Genomic DNA, 17170 nt, shown 5'->3' on the forward strand with positions numbered 1-17170 from the left:
AGCGCTTACCAGCGTGCCAGCTGGGTGATCTGGATGAGATTGCCGCAGCTGTCGTTGAGCTGGGCGATGGTCGAGCCGGTCACTTCGGTCGGCGCCATGGCGAACGCACCGCCACGCCCCTTGATGCGCTCATAGTCGCCCTTGATGTCGTCGGTGAACAGCATGAGCGCAGGCTGCCCCTGTTTGAAGATAGCCTGCTGGTAGGTTTTGGCGGCCGGATTGTCGTTGAGCGCGAGCTGCAGTTCGGTTCCCTCGGGCTCATCGGGTGAGGTTACGGTCAGCCAGCGAAAAGGCCCCTTGCTGAAGTCGGCCTTCACGGCAAAGCCCAGCACATCGGTGTAAAAACGCAGGGCGTTATCCTGATTGTCCACGTAGATGCTGGTCAGCTTGATCTTCATCGATTTCTCCTTTGTTGCTTTCGGCGCCCCCGACGATCAGGGCATGGCGCTGACTTGTACCGGCAGGCTCAATCTGGCTTCGCCAGAAGCTGCTCCAGCTTGGTGAGGAACTGCTGCCACCCGGCCCTGGCGCCGCCATAGGCCTGTTTCTGATCGGGGTGGAAGCCCGACTGCTCGACGCGCAGACGGGTGCCGGTGCTCGTTGGCGTGAGCGTGAACGTCACCACGCTCTTCAGATTGTAGGCAGCATCCTCATGCGCAAAATCCCAACTGTAGGACAGCGTCCTGTTTGGTTCGATGGCCAGCACCTCACAGTCGAGCACGCCGCCCCAGTCGCCGCGAAGATTGAAACTGTGGCCGACGGCGGGCTTGAAATCGTTCTTCATGAGCCACTCCTCCATCAGATGCGGCTGCGTCAGCGCCCGCCAGATCTTTTCCGCCGGCCAGGATATGTCCCGTTCGACGACGACGGTGCGCAGTTCCGGCTTGCTCACTGGTCCATCCTTTTCAGCAGATCCTCGAGATGGTCGAAGCGGCTCTCCCAAAACCCGGTCATCTGAACTGTCCAGTCGGTCAACGGAGCGAGCGCGCCGGGCTGCGCGCTGTAGTGGGTCTGCCGTCCGGCGTGGCGGTCAAGCACCAGGCCGGCCTGCTTCAGGACGCCCAGATGCTTCGACACCGCCGGCTGCGAGACTCCGGACTGCGCCGTCAGCGCCCCCACTGTCTGCTCACCCTGGCGGCACAGGCGCTCGAAGATGGCCCGCCGGGTCGGGTCGGCAAGCGTTCTGAACAGAGTGTCGTGGGCGTCTGGCATCGGGATCAATAACCTGCGAGCTATTGATTGACGTATAACTGTGGGGATATGAATGAGTCAAGAGTGCTGGCGCAATGGACCAGGATTCAAGGCGCACACCCCAGCCGCCTGCAGGCGCATTCCTGCAGGGTTACTGCCAGATCGTCTTGATCTTCCAAGGAGTTGACGGCCCCCGTCGCAACAGCGCGACGACGCCCCGCCGCCTAGTTCGTGGCGGGAGCTCGCTTCTTCTTGCCGGACTTCTTGTCCGCCGCCGCCGGCGCGGTATCGTCATAGCCGGCATATACCTGGTAGTCCTTGGCAGAGGGCTCGGGCACGACGACGTTGGAATCGGTGAAGACGAACTGGGTGGCGGTCGAGGGATCGCTGACCTGGATCTGATAGGGGTGGATCTGCGAATAAAGCACATCGGTGCCGTGCATGACGGCGATGCGGATCGGCATGGTGATGGTGCCGGGAGTGAACATCGGTCCCGGCACGATCTTGCCGGCAACGCCAACCTTCATCGTCAGCTGGCCGTTGGCACGGCTGCAATCGCGGCTGACATCGCTGATCGAGGCCTGGTAGATGATCTTGGTCGGATCCTTGTTCGGGTCGACGATGGTGCCATCCGGCGCCGTCTGCGCGGCGGCAGCGGCCTGGGCATCCTGCGCGACGTCGGCCTTTTTCTTTTTCGGCTGCGACGCACCCTTGGCGTAGGTGTTGAAGTAGGCAGTGCCGTCGCGGATCGTCACTTTCGGGCAATAGGCCTGCAACTGGCTGGCGAGCACCTTGGGATCCTGCGGCGGTATTGGCGCATTCGGATCGGTCTTCTTGCCTATTCCGAGGTTGAGGATGCCATTGTCGCTCGATTGGCAGCCGGCGGCGGCAAGCATAAAGCCGGTGAGCGCCAGACCCGCGACAAAGCGACGGTTGAACGAATAGAACGCCATGAAACTGCACTTCCCTCTCGCAAAGCTGGTGACGTATAGCAATGGCGCGGCAAAAATGCGACTGAGCCAGCGCAGAAATTAACCACTCTGTGGTGAACGGAAACGCCAAGCGGCAACGGGTCTGTGACATGCAATATGTGAGTACTCGCGGGGAAGCGCCCGCGCTGGGATTTTCGGACGCGGTGCTGGCCGGACTGGCACGCGACGGTGGGCTCTATGTGCCGCGCGAGTGGCCGCAGTTTTCGGCAGCCGAGATCCGCGCCATGCACGGCTTGCCCTATGCCGACCTCGCCATCCGCGTGCTGACGCCGTTCCTCGGCGGCGAGATCGCGGCACCCGTTTTCGAACGCCTGGTGCGCGAAGCCTATGCCACCTTCCGCCACCAGGCCGTCTGCCCGCTGGTGCAAACCGGCCCGAACACGTTCATCCTCGAGCTCTTCCACGGTCCGACGCTGGCCTTCAAGGACGTCGCCATGCAGCTGCTTGCCCGGCTGATGGACCATGTGCTGACTGAGCGCGGCCAGCGCGCCACGATCGTCGGGGCCACTTCTGGCGACACCGGCGGTGCGGCCATCGACGCCTTTGCCGGCCGCGACCGCACCGATATCTTCGTGCTGTTCCCGCATGGCCGCGTCTCGCCGGTGCAGCAGCGGCAGATGACGACATCGAGCGCGGCCAACGTTCAGGCGCTGGCCATCGAAGGCAATTTCGACGATTGCCAGGGCTTGCTGAAGGACATGTTCAACGATCATGCCTTCCGTGATGGCGTATCGCTGTCGGGCGTCAATTCGATCAACTGGGCCCGCATCATGGCCCAGATCGTCTATTATTTTTCCTCGGCGCTTTCGCTCGGCGCGCCCGACCGGCCCGTTTCCTTCACCGTGCCGACGGGCAATTTCGGCGACATTTTCGCCGGTTACGCCGCCAAAAAGATGGGCCTGCCGATCGAACGGCTGATCGTCGCCACCAACGACAACGACATATTGGCGCGCACTTTCGCGACCGGCGAATACCGCACCAAGGGTGTGTTTGCGACGACGTCGCCGTCGATGGACATCCAGGTGTCGTCGAATTTCGAGCGGCTGTTGTTCGAGGCCTCCGACCGCAATGCCGAAACGGTGCGGCGCTATATGGCCGGGCTCAAACAGTCCGGCGCCTTCACCATCGAAACGGTCGAAATGGCCAGGATGCGCTCGGAATTCGACGCCGGCCGCGCTGATATGGATGAGGTCGCCGCCACCATCCGTTCCACGCTGGAATCAAGCAACTACCTGCTCGACCCGCATACAGCAGCGGCCGTGCATGTCGCCGCCGGCAAGGCGGATGGCGCAGTGCCGATGGTGGTGCTGGGAACGGCGCACCCGGCCAAGTTCCCGGCGGCTGTCGAAGCCGCCTGCGGCGTGTCGCCGGCCTTGCCCGCCTGGCTGGGGTCGTTGATGTCAGCCGACGAAAAATACACGGTACTTCCATCCGACCTGAAAATGGTGGAAGATTACGTGAGCAGCCACTCAAGGGCTGCGCGTTAGGGAGTACTTGCCATATGGGTGTTGAGGTAAGCCGTCTGTCGAACGGCCTGACAGTCGCCACCGAAACCCTTCCAAGCCTCGAATCCGTTGCCCTTGGTGCCTGGGTCAAGTCGGGCGCTCGCAATGAGCGTGACGAAGAGCACGGAATGGCCCATTTGCTCGAGCATATGGCCTTCAAGGGCACGAAAAGGCGTAGCGCCTTCGAAATCGCTTCGGAAATCGAGGATGTCGGCGGCGAAATCAACGCCGCCACCAGCGTCGAGACGACGTCCTACTATGCCAGGGTGCTGTCCGACGACGTGCCGCTGGCCGTCGATATCCTTGCCGACATCTTGCAGGAGTCCGAGTTCGACCCGCAGGAGCTGGAGCGCGAGCAGCATGTGATCCTGCAGGAGATCGGCGCCGCGCACGACACGCCCGACGACATCGTCTTCGACCGTTTCACCGAGACCGCGTTCCGCCACCAGACGATCGGCCGTTCGATCCTCGGCACGCCCGAAACCGTCAAATCCTTCACCTCCAAACAGCTGCACGATTTCATCGAGCGCCAATATGGCGCCGAGCGCATGGTGGTTGTGGCCGCCGGCGACATCAAGCACGACAATTTCGTGCGCGAGGTGGAAAAGCAGCTCGGCGGCTTCCGCAGCAAGGCCGACAGCACGATGCCGCAATATGCGCAGTATGTCGGCGGCGATTTCCGTGAGGATCGCGACCTGATGGACGCGCAGATCGTGCTCGGCTTCGAAGGCCGCGCCTATCATGTGCGCGACTTCTACGCCTCGCAGGTGCTGTCGATGATCCTTGGCGGCGGCATGTCGTCCCGGCTGTTCCAGGAGGTTCGCGAAAAGCGCGGCCTGTGTTACTCCGTCTATGCCTTCCACTGGGGTTTTTCCGACACCGGCATTTTCGGCGTGCATGCCGCCACCGGACAGAGCGACATTGCCGAACTGGTGCCCGTCATCATCGACGAACTGCAGAAGGCCGGCGAGAACATCCTGCAGGAAGAACTCGACCGGGCGCGTGCGCAATACCGCGCCGGACTGATCATGTCGGCGGAAAGCCCGGCCAGCCGCGCCTCGCAGATCGCCAGGCAGCTGCTTTTGTTCGGCCGGCCGATCGCCAAGGAGGAGTTGATGGAACGACTGTCGGCGCTGACCGTCGAGCGGCTGACCGACCTGTCGTCACGGCTGTTTTCGACCAAGCCGACGCTGACCGCCGTCGGCCCCGTGGGTACGCTCGCGCCCTATGAGGCGATCCTCGATTCGCTTGCGGGCACGCACACCACGGCCCGCAAGCTCGCCGTCTAAGTCCCCTCAAGGCGCGCCCCGTGTTCGCGCTCCCTTTCTTTCGCCGTGACCTGCCGGCACTGAAGGGCGACCTGGTCACGCTGCGCGTGCCCTACACCAACGACTATCGCGAATGGTCGGCATTGCGCGGCGAAAGCCGCGGCTTCCTCGAACCGTGGGAGCCGCGCTGGACGCCCGATGAGCTCGACCGCACGGCCTGGCGGCTGCGCATCGGCCGCTACCGCGAAGATTATGCGCAGGGAACCGCCATCGCCTTCTTCATCTTCGAGAAGACGAGCGGCAAGCTCGCCGGCGGAATTACGCTCGGCAACATCCGCCACGGCGTCTCGCAAAGCGGCCATGTCGGCTACTGGATCGGCGAGCGGTTTGGCGGCCGCGGCCTGATGACCGACGCGGTCAAGGTGGTCTGCCGCTTCGCCTTCGATACGCTGAGGTTGCACCGGATCGAAGCTGCCTGTATTCCCGACAACGCCCGGTCGATCCGAGTGCTTGAAAAAGCCGGATTCCGGCGCGAAGGACTTTTGCGATCCTACCTCAGGATCAATGGCATCTGGCAGGACCACTACCTCTACGCCCGGATCGCGGACGATCCGCCGGGCGGCGCTGGAACGAAGGACTGATTTTTGACGAATTTCCTGCGAAACGGGTCGCTGTTGGCCTTTGTTCTGGCGGCTGTCGTCACGCTATGCGCGGCGCTCCCGGCCTTCGCCGTCGAACCGATCAAGATTGCCCGCGACGACGTCGCGCTCGACCTGTCGCGCGCCGTCACGATCTACCCCAACCAGGGCGAAAACTTCCAGGTGTCGACCGCGCCCGGCCCCGACGGCATCGTGCGGCGCATCGAGGTCGAGGCCAATAACGCGCGCTCGACCGGCGACTGGGCGGTGTTCGCGCTGGCCAACACCACCGACCAGCAGCTCGACCGCCTGATCGTGGCGCCGCATTTCCGGCTGGTGAATTCGGGCATCTTCTGGCCCGATCTCGGCGCCACCCGCATCGCCGCGATCACACCCAGCGAGGGCTTCGCGCTCGACCGCCAGTCAAGCCCCGACGCCGACGTATTCCGGGTGACGCTGAACCCGGGAACGGTGATCACCTTCATCGCCGAACTCGCCTCGCCCAAGCTGCCGCAGGTTTATCTCTGGGAGCCGGAAGCCTACAAGGACTCGGTCAATTCCTACACGCTGTTTCGCGGCATCGTCATCGGCATCGCCGGTCTTTTGGCGCTGTTCCTGACCATCCTTTTCGTCGTCAAGGGAACCTCGATGTTCCCGGCGACAGCTGCCTTAGCCTGGGCGGTACTTGCCTATATCTGCGTCGATTTCGGCTTTTTAAACAAGATCATAGAGATATCGCCCGGCAATGAGCAGATGTGGCGGGCGGGAACGGAGGTGGCCCTTGCAGCGACCTTTGTGGTGTTCCTGTTCGCCTATCTCAACCTTAATCGATGGCACGGCCATTTCAGCTATGGCGCGGTGGTCTGGATCCTCGGCCTGCTGTTGATCGCCGGTGTGGCCATCGTCGATCCGGCCGTCGCCGCCGGTATTGCCCGGCTGTCCTTCGCCGCCACCGCACTGACCGGGCTCGGCCTGATCATCCTGCTCGGTATTCGTGGTTACGATCGTGCGATCATGCTGGTGCCGAGTTGGGTGATGGTGCTGCTCTGGCTATGCGGATCGTGGATGGCGATCACCGGCATGCTCGACAACGACATCGCCCAGCCGGCACTGGGCGGCGGGCTGATCCTGATCATCCTTTTGATCGGCTTCACCGTCATGCAGCATGCCTTTGCCGGCGGCGCGCTGCATCAGGGCCTGTTCTCCGACCTCGAGCGCCAGGCACTGGCGGTGGCCGGCTCCGGCGACACGGTGTGGGATTGGGACGTGCTGCGCGACCGCGTCGTCACCAAGCCCGACGTCAGCATCCAGCTTGGCCTTGCGCCCAACAGCCTGGGCGGTGCTGCCCGCAACTGGCTGCCGGTGCTGCATGCCGACGACCGCGACACGTTCCGCACCACGCTCGACGTGGTGCTCGAGCACCGGCGTGGCCGGGTGTCGCAGAATTTCCGACTGCGTGGGGCCGACGGCCACTACCACTGGTTCTCGCTCAGGGCGCGGCCGGTGATCGGCTCGGACGGCGAAGTGATTCGCTGCGTCGGCACGATGGTTGACGTCACCGAGCAGAAGAAGTCCGAGGAACGACTGCTGCACGATGCCGTTCACGATAATCTGACCGGCCTGCCCAACCGTGAACTTCTGATGAACCGGCTGGAAGCGATCATCTCGATCGCGCGCACCGAAGAGAAGGTGCGGCCGACCGTCTTCGTCATCGATATCGACCGCTTCAAGCAGGTCAATGACGGGCTTGGCATCTCGGCCGGCGATACCATCCTGCTCACCATAGCGCGCCGGCTGCACCGGCTGCTGAAGCCGAAGGATTCGCTGTCGCGCTTTGCCGGCGACCAGTTCGCATTGATGCTGCTTTCCGAACAGGATCCTTCCCGCATCGCGGCGGTGGCGGACGCCATCAAGCACGCGATCAACAACCCGATCACCTTCGCCAAGCGCGAGATCGTGCTGACCGCCTCGATCGGCCTGATCACCTGGACTTCGGCGCAGACTTCGGCCGAGGATATGGTCAAGGATGCCGAGCTTGCCATGCACCAGGCCAAGCGCTTCGGCGGCGACAGGATCGAGCCGTTCCGGCCGGCCTTCCGCACCGTCGGCACAGACCGTCTGCAATTCGAATCCGATCTGCGCCGCGCCATCGAGCGGCGCGAATTCACCCTCGCCTACCAGCCGATCGTGCGGCTCGAGGACGGCAGCATTGCCGGCTTCGAAGCGCTGCTGCGCTGGGACCATCCGCGCCGCGGCATGATCCCGCCGGGCGATTTCATTCCGGTCGCCGAAAGCTGTGGGCTGATCGTGCAGCTCGGCCTGTTTGCCATGCAGCAGGCGGCCGAGGACCTCGCGGGCTGGCAAAAGCAGATCGGCGACACGCCGCTGTCGGTGTCGGTCAATCTGTCCAGCCGCCAGCTGATCCGCCGCGACCTGGTCAGCGATGTCCGCTCGGTCATCGCGCGCGCCAATCTCAAGCCGCGCTGCTTCCGGCTCGAACTCACCGAATCGCTGGTGATGGACAATCCCGAGCAGACCTCGCATGTGCTGACCAAGCTGAAGCAGCTCGGCATCGGCCTGTCGCTTGACGATTTCGGTACCGGCTATTCGTCGCTCGCCTATCTGACGCGCTTCCCCTTCGACACCATCAAGATCGACAAGAGTTTTGTCGACGACGCGACGCCGAAGCGTGCGGTGTTGCTGAAATCCATGGTCAACATGGCGCATGAGCTCGGCCTGTCGGTGGTAGCCGAGGGTATTTCCGATGAGAGCGATGCGCTGGAACTGCGGCAGATGGGCTGCGAATACGTGCAGAGCTTCATGTTCGGCGCACCGATGCCCGGCGACCAGGTGCTGAAGGCGCTGAAAGAGCAGTATCCGATGACGCAGGCCTAGAGGCCGTTTGGCCTCCGGGTGGCTGCCAGGTCAGGCGTGCCCCGCCGCCAGGCTCAAATGCGCCAGGTCGATGCCGATCGACGCCAGGATGCGGTCGTATTTGCGTTCGATGTCGGCGTCGAACAGAAGCTCCGGCGTGGCCGGGCAGGTCAGCCAGCCATTCTCGGCGATCTCGGTTTCCAGCTGGCCGGCGCCCCAGCCGGAATAGCCGAGCGCCATCAGTGCGCGCCGCGGGCCGCGACCGGACGAGATGGCGCGCAAGATGTCGACGGTCGCGGTCAGGCAGATGTCGTCGGAGACGGTGAGCGAGGATTCGACCCGGTAGTCGCCGGAGTGCAGGACGAAGCCGCGGCTGCGGTCGACCGGGCCGCCATTGCGCACGACGAAGTCGCGCGCCTGCGCCGGCAGTCTGATCGCCTCCTGCTCGTTCATGATACCAAGCTGCACGAGGAGGTCGGGAAACAGCATCTGCTGCGTCTGGTTGATGATCAGGCCCATGGCGCCTTCATCGCTGTGCGCGCAGATGTAGATGACCGAGCGCGTGAAGCGGTCGTCCTTCATGCCGGGCATGGCAATCAGGAACTGGTCGTCGAGAAAGCCGCGTCCGCCGGCCGTCTTCTTGTGGCGCAACAAGTCCATGAAGGGGAGCGTAACGCGTTTCCGGGACGCCGAAAAGATGCGCCGCGCGCGATTCGCCCAAAGCCCGATAGCTGGAGCAACGGATTCCCGATTGCCAACTTAATCCGGCTGATCGCTAGAACTCGACTGTTCCCCGCACGAAAGTCACGCAAATATGATACGCAGAGCGCCATGAAGACATTGCGCGGCCATGAACTGACGATCAAATCACCGCCATGCAAAGCTTGAAAATCCTGCTGCTCGGCGCTGCCATCGGATGCGGAGCAGCCCTTCCCGCCGCCGCTTCCTCTTCGGACTGGTACAACAGCGAAGGCGGCAAGGTACGGCTGGTGACATCAGGCAAGGCCGACGAGGCCGGGCGCATCCATGGCGTGCTCGACATTGCGCTGAAGCCCGGCTGGAAGACCTATTGGCGCGATCCGGGCGATGCCGGCGTGCCTCCTCAGATCGACGTCTCGGCCAGCACCAACATCACCGATGCGGCGTTTTCCTTCCCGCCGCCGCAGCGCCATGACGACGGCTACGGCAAATGGGCCGGCTACAACCATCCGGTTTCGCTGCCGGTGACATTCACCCTGTCATCGCCTGGGGATGCGGCCGTCATCGATGCCGACATCTTTCTCGGCATTTGCGAGACGATCTGCATTCCGGTGCAGACGCGGCTGAGCGTCGATCCCGCCGCCGATCCCGACAATGCCGAAGATGCGGCTCTGGTAAAGGCGGCGCTCGCCACCTTGCCCGCCCCTGCCAAGGCCGATTTCGGCATCAAGGTCCTGCCCGGCGACCATGAGACGCTGGTCGTCGAGGCGACTTTCCCCGGCGATCCGGAGGCGGCGGATTTCTTCGTCGCCGGCGAACGCGACTACATGTTTGGGGCGCCTGCGCGCAGCGAAAGGGACGGCCGGCTGGTGTTTACCATACCGATCCTCGACCGGCCGTCGGCAACACCGACCGATGGCGGGTTGTATTACACCCTGACAAGTGCGGAAGGCGCGGTCGAGGGCGTTCTGCCGTTCCCCTGATTCAAGTCCCGATCCAGGCTTTCCCTTGATCCAGGCCCTTGTCGGCGGTTGCGGGAAATGCCTGATTTCGCTATCGCAAGAAACCTTCCCTGCTTTCACACGAGGACCATCATGACCATTGCTGTTGGCGACAAACTGCCCGATGCGACCTTCAAGGAAATGACCGCCGACGGCGCCAAGGTGATCACCTCGGCCGAGATTTTTGCGGGCAAGAAGGTGGTGCTGTTCGGCGTTCCCGGCGCCTTCACGCCGACCTGCAGCAACAACCATCTGCCGGGCTATCTCGAGAACCACGACGCCATCCTGGCGCGCGGCGTCGACACCATTGCCGTCGTGTCGGTCAACGACGTCCACGTCATGGGCGCCTGGGCCAATTTCACCGGTGGTGAAGGCAAGATCCTCTATCTCGCCGACGGCAATGGCGAATTCGCCAAGTCGGTCGGCCTCGATTTCGTAAGCAACGATATGGGGCTGCGCTCGAGACGCTTTTCGATGATCGTCGACAATGGCAAGGTCACCGCGCTCAATGTCGAGACCAAGCCCGGTGTCGACACTTCCGGTGCGGCTCACATTCTGAGCCAGCTCTAATCCCGGATTGCCATATAACCTGACGATCGCACCCGTTTGGCGCGATGGCCTGCTTTTTGGGGGACCTCGGCGATGATTGACATCATCTGGCGCAGTGTTGCGATCGGCATCGGCGCCACGGTGCTGATGGATCTGTGGGCGATGTTCCTGCATCTGGCGTTCGGTCAGCCGCGGCCGAACTGGGGACCGCCCGGCCGCTGGGTCTGGCACCTCAGGGACGGCAAGGTCTTCCACGACGATATCGGCCATGCCGCGCCCTATGCGCATGAGACGGCGCTGGGCTGGGCCTTCCATTATTTCACCGGCATCGTCTACGGCATCATCCTGGTGGCGCTGGCGGGCAAAGCGTGGCTGGACGCGCCGACCTTCCTGCCGGCCTTCATCCTCGGCATGGTCACCATCGGCGCTGGCTGGTTCCTGCTGGCGCCCGGCATGGGCGCCGGCTGGGCCGCTTCAAGACGCCCCAACCCGATGCAGATCCGCGCCTTTAACGTGATCTCGCACACGGTGTTCGCGCTCGGGCTCTACGGCACGGCCCTGCTGATCCGCTAACCCTATTCGCTGACGGTGCGTGGCTTCATCGAGGCGACGGTGTCGATGATTTCCTGGCGCAGCGCATCTTTCTCCGCCTCGAATTGTTCCCGCGTGATGCTGCTCCCGCCGGTGGCGGTGACGCCGAATTCCTCCAGCACGGATTCATAGCGCGCCTTCCATCGGATCACGTGCCCAGTCATCGCCTGGGTGAGCGCCGGCACCGAGCCGGGATGCGGCGGCAGGCCGCAGGATTCCGTGGTCCTCGCATCCGCCGCCAGCATGACGACGTTCCAATCGTCGAAGCCGATTAGATCCATCTGGGCATAGAGGAACGCGCCATGCTCGCCATCCCAGATCGGATGGTCGATGACCAAAAAGGGCGCTGCCCGGCAATAGCCATTGAGTGCCGCCATCTCGGCGTTGAAAGCCTCGGTGCGCAGCTGAAGCCGGTACCTGGCCGCGGCGAAAAGAGCGATGTAGTCGTCCGCCGTGCGCATGATGTTGCGCTGATCGTCCGGCGCGAAGCCGGCCTCACGCAGGAAGGAACCGACCTTCGGATCGTCCCAAAGCTCTTTTGAAAAAACGCGCGTCACGCCATCGGCATCCGGCGTCGGACGCATCATTTTCTTGAGATCGGCAAAGCTGTGCTGCTGCTTGCCGAAAGTCCTGCGCCCGAACATCGCCGCGCCTCATCGCCAAGATCGATTGCGCCGTTCTATCACTCAGGGATGAAATCGACTTTAAGCCAAAGCCTAGAATTGCTGGCTTCCGGTCAGAACAGATGGCGCAAGTCTCTTCGCCCGTCCACGACGCGCACTATCTCGACGCACTCGACTAAGCCGTCGTCTGTGTCCGGGATCGTTTCGTAAAGCAGCAGGAACGGCGCCTCGACCAGCATTCGGGTTGAGGGACGGATGTCGGGTCGCCTCACGCCCATGCGTGGCTGATCGGCCAATTGCATGGCCCGCGCCTCCAGCCGGTCGTAATAGCGGTCGGCTGCTCGAAGGCTTTCGCCGCCTATTGTCAGATAGATGTCAATCAGGTCAGCTCTGGCCGCTGGCGACCAGACTACCCTAGCGGCCATTCGACGAGGCTTTCACCAGCCGCTGCCGAGCTTCCTTTCTCAGCGCGTCAAAGTCTACAGGCTCCGGCTTCCCGCTTGCCTTGCCTTCATCCCATAGCTGACGCAGCCGGCGCACGTCCTCTTGTCGAAGCTCGCGCTTGGTGAGCCAATCACGCATCGCCTCGCGCACGATCTCACTCGTGGTGGCGTATTCACCTGCTTCCACTGCCTCGCGCATGGTCGCCGCCTGTTGCGGCGTCACGGCCACGCTTATCTTTTCCACGTTTGCCATAGGATCTTACTCCTTGCTCTAAGGTAGTAAACAATACTCCTTTTGCTCCCCTCCAACAATCCGATTGCTGCACTGCGGACTGCCGCTTCTGGCCATATCAGCGGTCGATCGGCCGCCATCCGTGGAGGATGCGGTGCGCGCCGATGTCATAGGCGAAATAGTTGCCGCCGCCGGCCGGCTGATCCGCCTCGCGGCTGATCTCGCGATTGCTGAGTGAAAGCAGCAGCAGCGTTCCGACGCCACCATGGCCGACGAAAGCAATGTCGCCGCCAACGGCGGCGTCGAGTACCGCCTCGACCTCGCTCACAATACGCTGCTGGGCATCGATGGCGCGCTCCCAGCCGCGAATGCTTTTGTGCGGATTGGTGAAGAACTGGTCGGCGACCGCCTCAAACTCCGGCGGCGGCAGGAAGCCTGTCGCCGAGCGATCGTTCTCATGCATGGCCTCCCGCACCTCGACCGCAAGGCCGAGATGCCTGGCCAGTATCTCGGCGGTTTCTATCGCCTTTCGCTCCGCCGAAGAGACGACACGCCGGACCGACCCGACCCATGGCTGGTCGAGCATGGCCAATGCCCTCGCCCGTCCGATCTCGGACAGTCCCCATTCCGGCACGGGAACGTTGGCATCGATCTGAACCTGGGGATGGGTGATGTAGTATGCAATCGGCACGGGTGAGGTTTCCTGCCGGGAAGCCTAAACTCAATAGCTCTGGGTTGAGCGTCGCGCTCTCGGGGTTGCCGTCTGCTTGGCCGGCGCAACCGGCTTCAGCGCGGCTGCAGGCTTCAGTGCCACAGGATTGGCCGAACCCTTCTTGAACGGCGCCATGCCTTCCCTTGCGAGTTCGTCGGCGCGTTCGTTCTCGGTGTGGCCGGCGTGGCCCTTGACCCAGTTCCAGGTCACCTTGTGACGCCGGTTGGCCTCGTCCAGCGCCTGCCAGAGCTCACCGTTCTTGACCGGCTTCTTGTCGGCGGTCTTCCAGCCGTTCTTCTTCCAGCCGTGGATCCACTTCGAGATGCCGTCCATGACATACTTGCTGTCGGTGTGAAGCTCGACGGCGCACGGCTCCTTCAGCGCATTCAGAGCCGAAATGGCGGCGAGCAGTTCCATGCGGTTGTTGGTGGTCTCAGCCTCGCCGCCCGACAATTCCTTGGTCTTGCCGTTGAAGCGCAGGATGGCGCCCCAGCCGCCGGGACCGGGATTGCCCGAGCAGGCGCCGTCGGTGAAGATTTCAACCTGCTTGGTCATGTCAGTCCATATTCCGAAGGAGACCTGATCGCGCGGTGGAAGCGCATGCGGCGGATATATTCGGTCGGATCGCGCTTCATGACCAGCCCGCCATCGGGAACGGTCAGCCAGTCATAGAGCCGGGTCAGCATGAAGCGCAGCGCCGAGCCGCGCGCCAGCATCGGCAGCGCCGCCTTCTCACCGTCGCTCAAGGGCCGCACGCTCTGATAGCCGGCCAGCAGCGCCGTGCCCTTGGTCAGATTGAAGGAAAAATCCTTCTCGAAACACCAGGCGTTGAGGCAGGTGGCGACGTCATAGGCGTAGAGGTCGTTGCAGGCGAAATAGAAGTCGATCAGGCCCGACAGTTTTTCGCCGAGGAAGAAGACATTGTCGGGGAACAGGTCGGCATGGATGATGCCCGCCGGCAGGCCCTGCGGCCAATGGCGTTCGAGATCGGTGAAATCGGCGTCGACCTCGGCAGCCAATCCCGGCTCGACCTCATCGGCGCGCTCGCGCGAGGCGTTCCAGAGCTTGCGCCAGCCGTCGATGGCCAGCGCGTTGTCGCGGGTCATCGCAAAATCCTGGCCGGCGAGATGCAGCGCGGCCAGTGCCTTGCCGACTTCGCCGCAATGCGCCGCTGTCGGCCGCCGCAGCGACAGGCCTTCGAGGAAGGTGATGATGACCGCCGGGCGGCCGGCCAGCGTGCCGATGACGGTACCGTCATACGCGGTTACCGGCAGCGGACAGGAAATGCCTTTGCGGGCGAGATGGCCCATCAGACCGAGGAAGAACGGCAGGTCGGCCTTGTCGACGCGCTTTTCGTAGAGCGTCAATATGTAGGAGCCGCTCGAGGTGTGGAGCAAAAAGTTCGAATTCTCGGTGCCTTCGGCAATCCCCTTGTACGACAAGAGCTCGCCGACCGGATAGACCTTGAGGAACGCGCCGAGTTCGCCCTCGTTGACATCGGTGTAGACCGCCATGAGCTGTTCACGCGGCTCCGTTGACGAAGGCCATGTCGGCCCGCGTCAGTTCGACATCGCGCAGAACCCGCATGACTGGAAAATCCTCCGTTTCGGTCGCGGTGATCGCGAGATCGATGGTCACCTCGAAGCGCTGGCGGAAAGCGTCGATGATCTCGTCGACGATGATCTCCGGCGCCGATGCACCGGCAGACAGGCCGAGCGTCGAGATGTCAGCGATGTCATTCCATGGAATTTCGGAAGCGCGCTGTACGAGAAGCGACATGGTGGCGCCGGCGCGCTCCGCCACTTCGACAAGGCGGCGCGAATTGGAAGAATTGGGCGCACCGACAATCAGATAGAGATCGGCGCCGGCGGCGGTCTCCTTGACCGCTTCCTGGCGGTTGGTAGTGGCGTAGCAGATCGATTCGGCGGCCGGCGCATGCAATTGCGGGAAGCGCTCCTGCAGCGCCCGGATGATGCCGGCGGTGTCTTCGACCGACAGCGTCGTCTGGGTGACGAAGCCGAGCGCCTCAGGGTTGACCGGCGCAAAGGTTGCGGCGTCGGCCTCGGTCTCGATCAGCGTGACGGCGCCTTCCGCCAACTGGCCCATCGTGCCGATCACCTCGGGATGGCCGGCATGGCCGATCAGAAGCACATGGCGGCCGAGCCGTTGGTGGCGCATCGCCTGCTTGTGCACCTTCGACACCAGCGGGCAGGTGGCGTCGAGATAGAAGAGTTCGCGCGCCTGGGCGTCGGCCGGCACCGATTTCGGTACGCCATGGGCCGAAAACACCACAGGCGACTTGCGATGCTCGGGCGGGATCTCCGACAATTCCTCGATGAACACCGCGCCCAGGCTTTGCAGGCCTTCGACGACATAGCGGTTATGCACGATCTCGTGGCGGACATAGACCGGCGCGCCGTATTTCTTCAGCGCCAGCACGACGATCTGGATGGCGCGGTCCACGCCGGCGCAAAAGCCGCGCGGCTGGCAGAGCCTGATCGTCAAAGGAGGCTTGGTCTTGGTGTGGAGCATCTAATCCGGGCCGGTTGTTCAGAGGCGAAATGAGGTGTGCACCCCTGCCCTGTCAAGGGCAGCAGCGCATGACCCGGAAAATCGGAATCGATTTTCGGAAGGGATCATGCGCCAAACCAAAAGTGTTACAGCGTCCTTTGCGCGTCCAAAAGGACGCGCGGCGCTGTAATATCATTCAGGCTTTGCCGGGCGGCGCAACCTGAGGATCAGAACCGCGGCAAGGGCGGCGGCAAGGCCATACCAGGTGAAGGCATATTGCAAATGAGAGTTCGGCAGGTCGATGATGGTGACGCCGCCGACCGGCAGCCCGCCGGGGTTCGGCGTGTTGTCGGCGTCGATGAAGATCGGCACCAGCACGGCACCGGCGGGCAGGCCCGCACTTGCCGCCATGACGCCGCGGTCCTTCCAGTAGAAGATGTTCTTGGCTACATCATTGTCGGGCAGCATCATCGACGGCTTTGCCGATAGCGGATTGCGCGCCAGCCCGGTGACCGCCACCTTGCCCGTCACTTGCCCTTGCGGGCGTTTGGCAGCGTCCTTGAGATCGTAGGGCACGAAGCCGCGGTTGATCAGCACGAAGCGGCCATCGTCGAGCGCCAGCGGCGTGTAGACATTGAAGCCGGCGTCACCGTCCCAGGTGGCGTAGAAATGCCGCTCGCCCGAATGCAGGAACGTCCCGCTGACGGTGACCGGCGTGTAGTCGACATCGCCGGTGGCGGCGAATTCCTTCTCGACGTCCGCCAACGGCCGTGGCGCCGAGTGGGTGCGCTGATCGATGGTCGCCAGCAGGCCTTCCTTCCAGTGCAGGCGCTGCACCTGCCAGGTGCCAAGCCCCAGCAGAATGACGAACAGCACCAGGCCGAGGCCGAGCAGCAACGCCGTCTTCGGCCGCGAACGGCCGGTGGTTTTGGCCAGCGCCTCGCTCATTGCTCGTGGTCCAGCCGGCCTTCGGCAGCCTTGTTGGTGTATTGCAGCGTCAGCAGCACGCCCTTGATCAGCCTCAGCGCCGTCAGGCACAGCGCCACCGCCAGAGGTATCCAGATAATGAAATGCAGCCAGAGCGGCGGGCTCAGCGTCACCTCCACCCACAGCGCCAACCCGACAATGATGAACCCGATGATCAGGATGACGAACACCGCCGGGCCATCGCCGGCATCGGCATAGGAATAGTCGAGGCCGCAATTCATGCAGCGCTTGCCGACGGTCAGGAAGCCGGAAAACAGCCGCCCTTCGCCGCAACGCGGACAGCGGCCGTGCAGGCCGGCCGAAATCGGCTCGATGGGTGGCCAGATCGCCCTATCTTCACTCATGGATAGTGTC

Annotated in this window: 21 protein-coding genes; 7 read left to right on the forward strand and 14 right to left on the reverse strand. The window is 63.2% G+C overall.

The features are described from left to right. Window positions 1-5 precede the first annotated feature (5 nt). The 4 genes from FJV77_RS10495 to FJV77_RS10510 all read right to left on the reverse strand — a co-directional run bounded on the left by FJV77_RS10495 (window position 6) and on the right by FJV77_RS10510 (window position 2144). Complete coding sequence (locus FJV77_RS10495; RefSeq protein WP_142866734.1) at window positions 6-398, reverse strand: VOC family protein; 393 nt, start codon at window positions 396-398, stop codon at window positions 6-8. Window positions 399-466: 68 nt separating this feature from the next. Continuing rightward, window positions 467-892 (reverse strand): SRPBCC domain-containing protein, encoded by a 426-nt coding sequence (locus tag FJV77_RS10500; RefSeq protein WP_142866735.1) that lies wholly within the window; start codon window positions 890-892, stop codon window positions 467-469. Further along, on the reverse strand, window positions 889-1212 hold the full coding sequence (locus tag FJV77_RS10505; RefSeq protein WP_112563924.1) for a metalloregulator ArsR/SmtB family transcription factor: 324 nt from the start codon (window positions 1210-1212) through the stop codon (window positions 889-891). The genes FJV77_RS10500 and FJV77_RS10505 overlap by 4 nt, the downstream gene beginning before the upstream one ends. Before the next feature lie 203 nt (window positions 1213-1415). Continuing rightward, a complete protein-coding gene (locus FJV77_RS10510) occupies window positions 1416-2144 on the reverse strand; it encodes a hypothetical protein (RefSeq protein WP_142866736.1) in 729 nt (242 codons plus the stop codon). Between the two features lie 128 nt (window positions 2145-2272). On the opposite strand from FJV77_RS10510, the gene thrC reads away from it, so the two are divergent. The 4 genes from thrC to FJV77_RS10530 are packed head-to-tail and all read left to right on the forward strand — an operon-like array spanning window position 2273 to window position 8489. Beyond that, window positions 2273-3670 (forward strand): threonine synthase, encoded by a 1398-nt coding sequence (thrC, locus tag FJV77_RS10515; protein ID WP_142866737.1) that lies wholly within the window; start codon window positions 2273-2275, stop codon window positions 3668-3670. A gap of 14 nt (window positions 3671-3684) precedes the next feature. Beyond that, entirely contained in the window at window positions 3685-4977 is a 1293-nt protein-coding gene (locus FJV77_RS10520) for a pitrilysin family protein (RefSeq protein WP_142866738.1), read from the forward strand. 20 nt (window positions 4978-4997) lie between these two features. Continuing rightward, window positions 4998-5597: a GNAT family protein gene (locus FJV77_RS10525; RefSeq protein WP_142866739.1), complete on the forward strand. Its 600-nt coding sequence runs from the start codon at window positions 4998-5000 to the stop codon at window positions 5595-5597. Window positions 5598-5600: 3 nt separating this feature from the next. Beyond that, on the forward strand, window positions 5601-8489 hold the full coding sequence (locus FJV77_RS10530; RefSeq protein WP_142866740.1) for an EAL domain-containing protein: 2889 nt from the start codon (window positions 5601-5603) through the stop codon (window positions 8487-8489). Window positions 8490-8519: 30 nt separating this feature from the next. On the opposite strand, the gene FJV77_RS10535 is transcribed toward FJV77_RS10530, so the two are convergent. Further along, a complete protein-coding gene (locus tag FJV77_RS10535; RefSeq protein WP_023668405.1) occupies window positions 8520-9128 on the reverse strand; it encodes a YqgE/AlgH family protein in 609 nt (202 codons plus the stop codon). A 215-nt stretch (window positions 9129-9343) separates the two neighbouring features. Here FJV77_RS10535 and FJV77_RS10540 point away from each other — a divergent pair, with 215 nt between their 5' ends. The 3 genes from FJV77_RS10540 (at window position 9344) to FJV77_RS10550 (ending at window position 11290) form a co-directional block, all read left to right on the forward strand. Then, window positions 9344-10150: a protein-disulfide reductase DsbD domain-containing protein gene (locus FJV77_RS10540; RefSeq protein WP_142866741.1), complete on the forward strand. Its 807-nt coding sequence runs from the start codon at window positions 9344-9346 to the stop codon at window positions 10148-10150. A gap of 111 nt (window positions 10151-10261) precedes the next feature. Beyond that, the gene (locus FJV77_RS10545; protein ID WP_142866742.1) at window positions 10262-10738 is read left to right on the forward strand and encodes a peroxiredoxin; all 477 of its coding nucleotides are present in this window, start codon (window positions 10262-10264) and stop codon (window positions 10736-10738) included. A 72-nt stretch (window positions 10739-10810) separates the two neighbouring features. After that, complete coding sequence (locus FJV77_RS10550) at window positions 10811-11290, forward strand: DUF2938 domain-containing protein (protein WP_142866743.1); 480 nt, start codon at window positions 10811-10813, stop codon at window positions 11288-11290. Between the two features lie 2 nt (window positions 11291-11292). Here FJV77_RS10550 and FJV77_RS10555 read toward each other — a convergent pair whose 3' ends face one another. The 9 genes from FJV77_RS10555 to FJV77_RS10595 form a co-directional block, all read right to left on the reverse strand. Continuing rightward, window positions 11293-11952, reverse strand: a complete 660-nt coding sequence (locus FJV77_RS10555; protein WP_142866744.1) for a hypothetical protein — start codon at window positions 11950-11952, stop codon at window positions 11293-11295. A 92-nt stretch (window positions 11953-12044) separates the two neighbouring features. Continuing rightward, window positions 12045-12356 carry a type II toxin-antitoxin system RelE/ParE family toxin gene (locus FJV77_RS10560; RefSeq protein WP_142866745.1) on the reverse strand — a complete coding sequence of 104 codons (312 nt, stop codon included), beginning with the start codon at window positions 12354-12356 and terminating at the stop codon, window positions 12045-12047. Then, on the reverse strand, window positions 12346-12627 hold the full coding sequence (locus FJV77_RS10565) for a type II toxin-antitoxin system ParD family antitoxin (protein WP_112563904.1): 282 nt from the start codon (window positions 12625-12627) through the stop codon (window positions 12346-12348). The genes FJV77_RS10560 and FJV77_RS10565 overlap by 11 nt, the downstream gene beginning before the upstream one ends. A 97-nt stretch (window positions 12628-12724) precedes the next feature. After that, complete coding sequence (locus FJV77_RS10570) at window positions 12725-13297, reverse strand: histidine phosphatase family protein (protein ID WP_142866746.1); 573 nt, start codon at window positions 13295-13297, stop codon at window positions 12725-12727. 30 nt (window positions 13298-13327) lie between these two features. Next, entirely contained in the window at window positions 13328-13873 is a 546-nt protein-coding gene (gene rnhA / locus FJV77_RS10575) for a ribonuclease HI (RefSeq protein WP_142866747.1), read from the reverse strand. Next, the gene (locus FJV77_RS10580) at window positions 13870-14832 is read right to left on the reverse strand and encodes a homoserine kinase (protein WP_142866748.1); all 963 of its coding nucleotides are present in this window, start codon (window positions 14830-14832) and stop codon (window positions 13870-13872) included. Before FJV77_RS10580 ends, rnhA begins: the two co-directional genes overlap by 4 nt. 7 nt (window positions 14833-14839) lie before the next feature. After that, a complete protein-coding gene (gene ispH / locus FJV77_RS10585) occupies window positions 14840-15850 on the reverse strand; it encodes a 4-hydroxy-3-methylbut-2-enyl diphosphate reductase (RefSeq protein ID WP_142866749.1) in 1011 nt (336 codons plus the stop codon). Window positions 15851-16021: 171 nt separating this feature from the next. After that, entirely contained in the window at window positions 16022-16777 is a 756-nt protein-coding gene (locus FJV77_RS10590; RefSeq protein WP_185970269.1) for an SURF1 family protein, read from the reverse strand. Beyond that, window positions 16774-17160 (reverse strand): DUF983 domain-containing protein, encoded by a 387-nt coding sequence (locus FJV77_RS10595; RefSeq protein WP_112563894.1) that lies wholly within the window; start codon window positions 17158-17160, stop codon window positions 16774-16776. The genes FJV77_RS10590 and FJV77_RS10595 overlap by 4 nt, the downstream gene beginning before the upstream one ends. Between the last annotated feature and the right edge of the window lie 10 nt (window positions 17161-17170).

The organism is Mesorhizobium sp. WSM4306, from assembly GCF_007003975.1.
Taxonomy (GTDB): domain Bacteria; phylum Pseudomonadota; class Alphaproteobacteria; order Rhizobiales; family Rhizobiaceae; genus Mesorhizobium.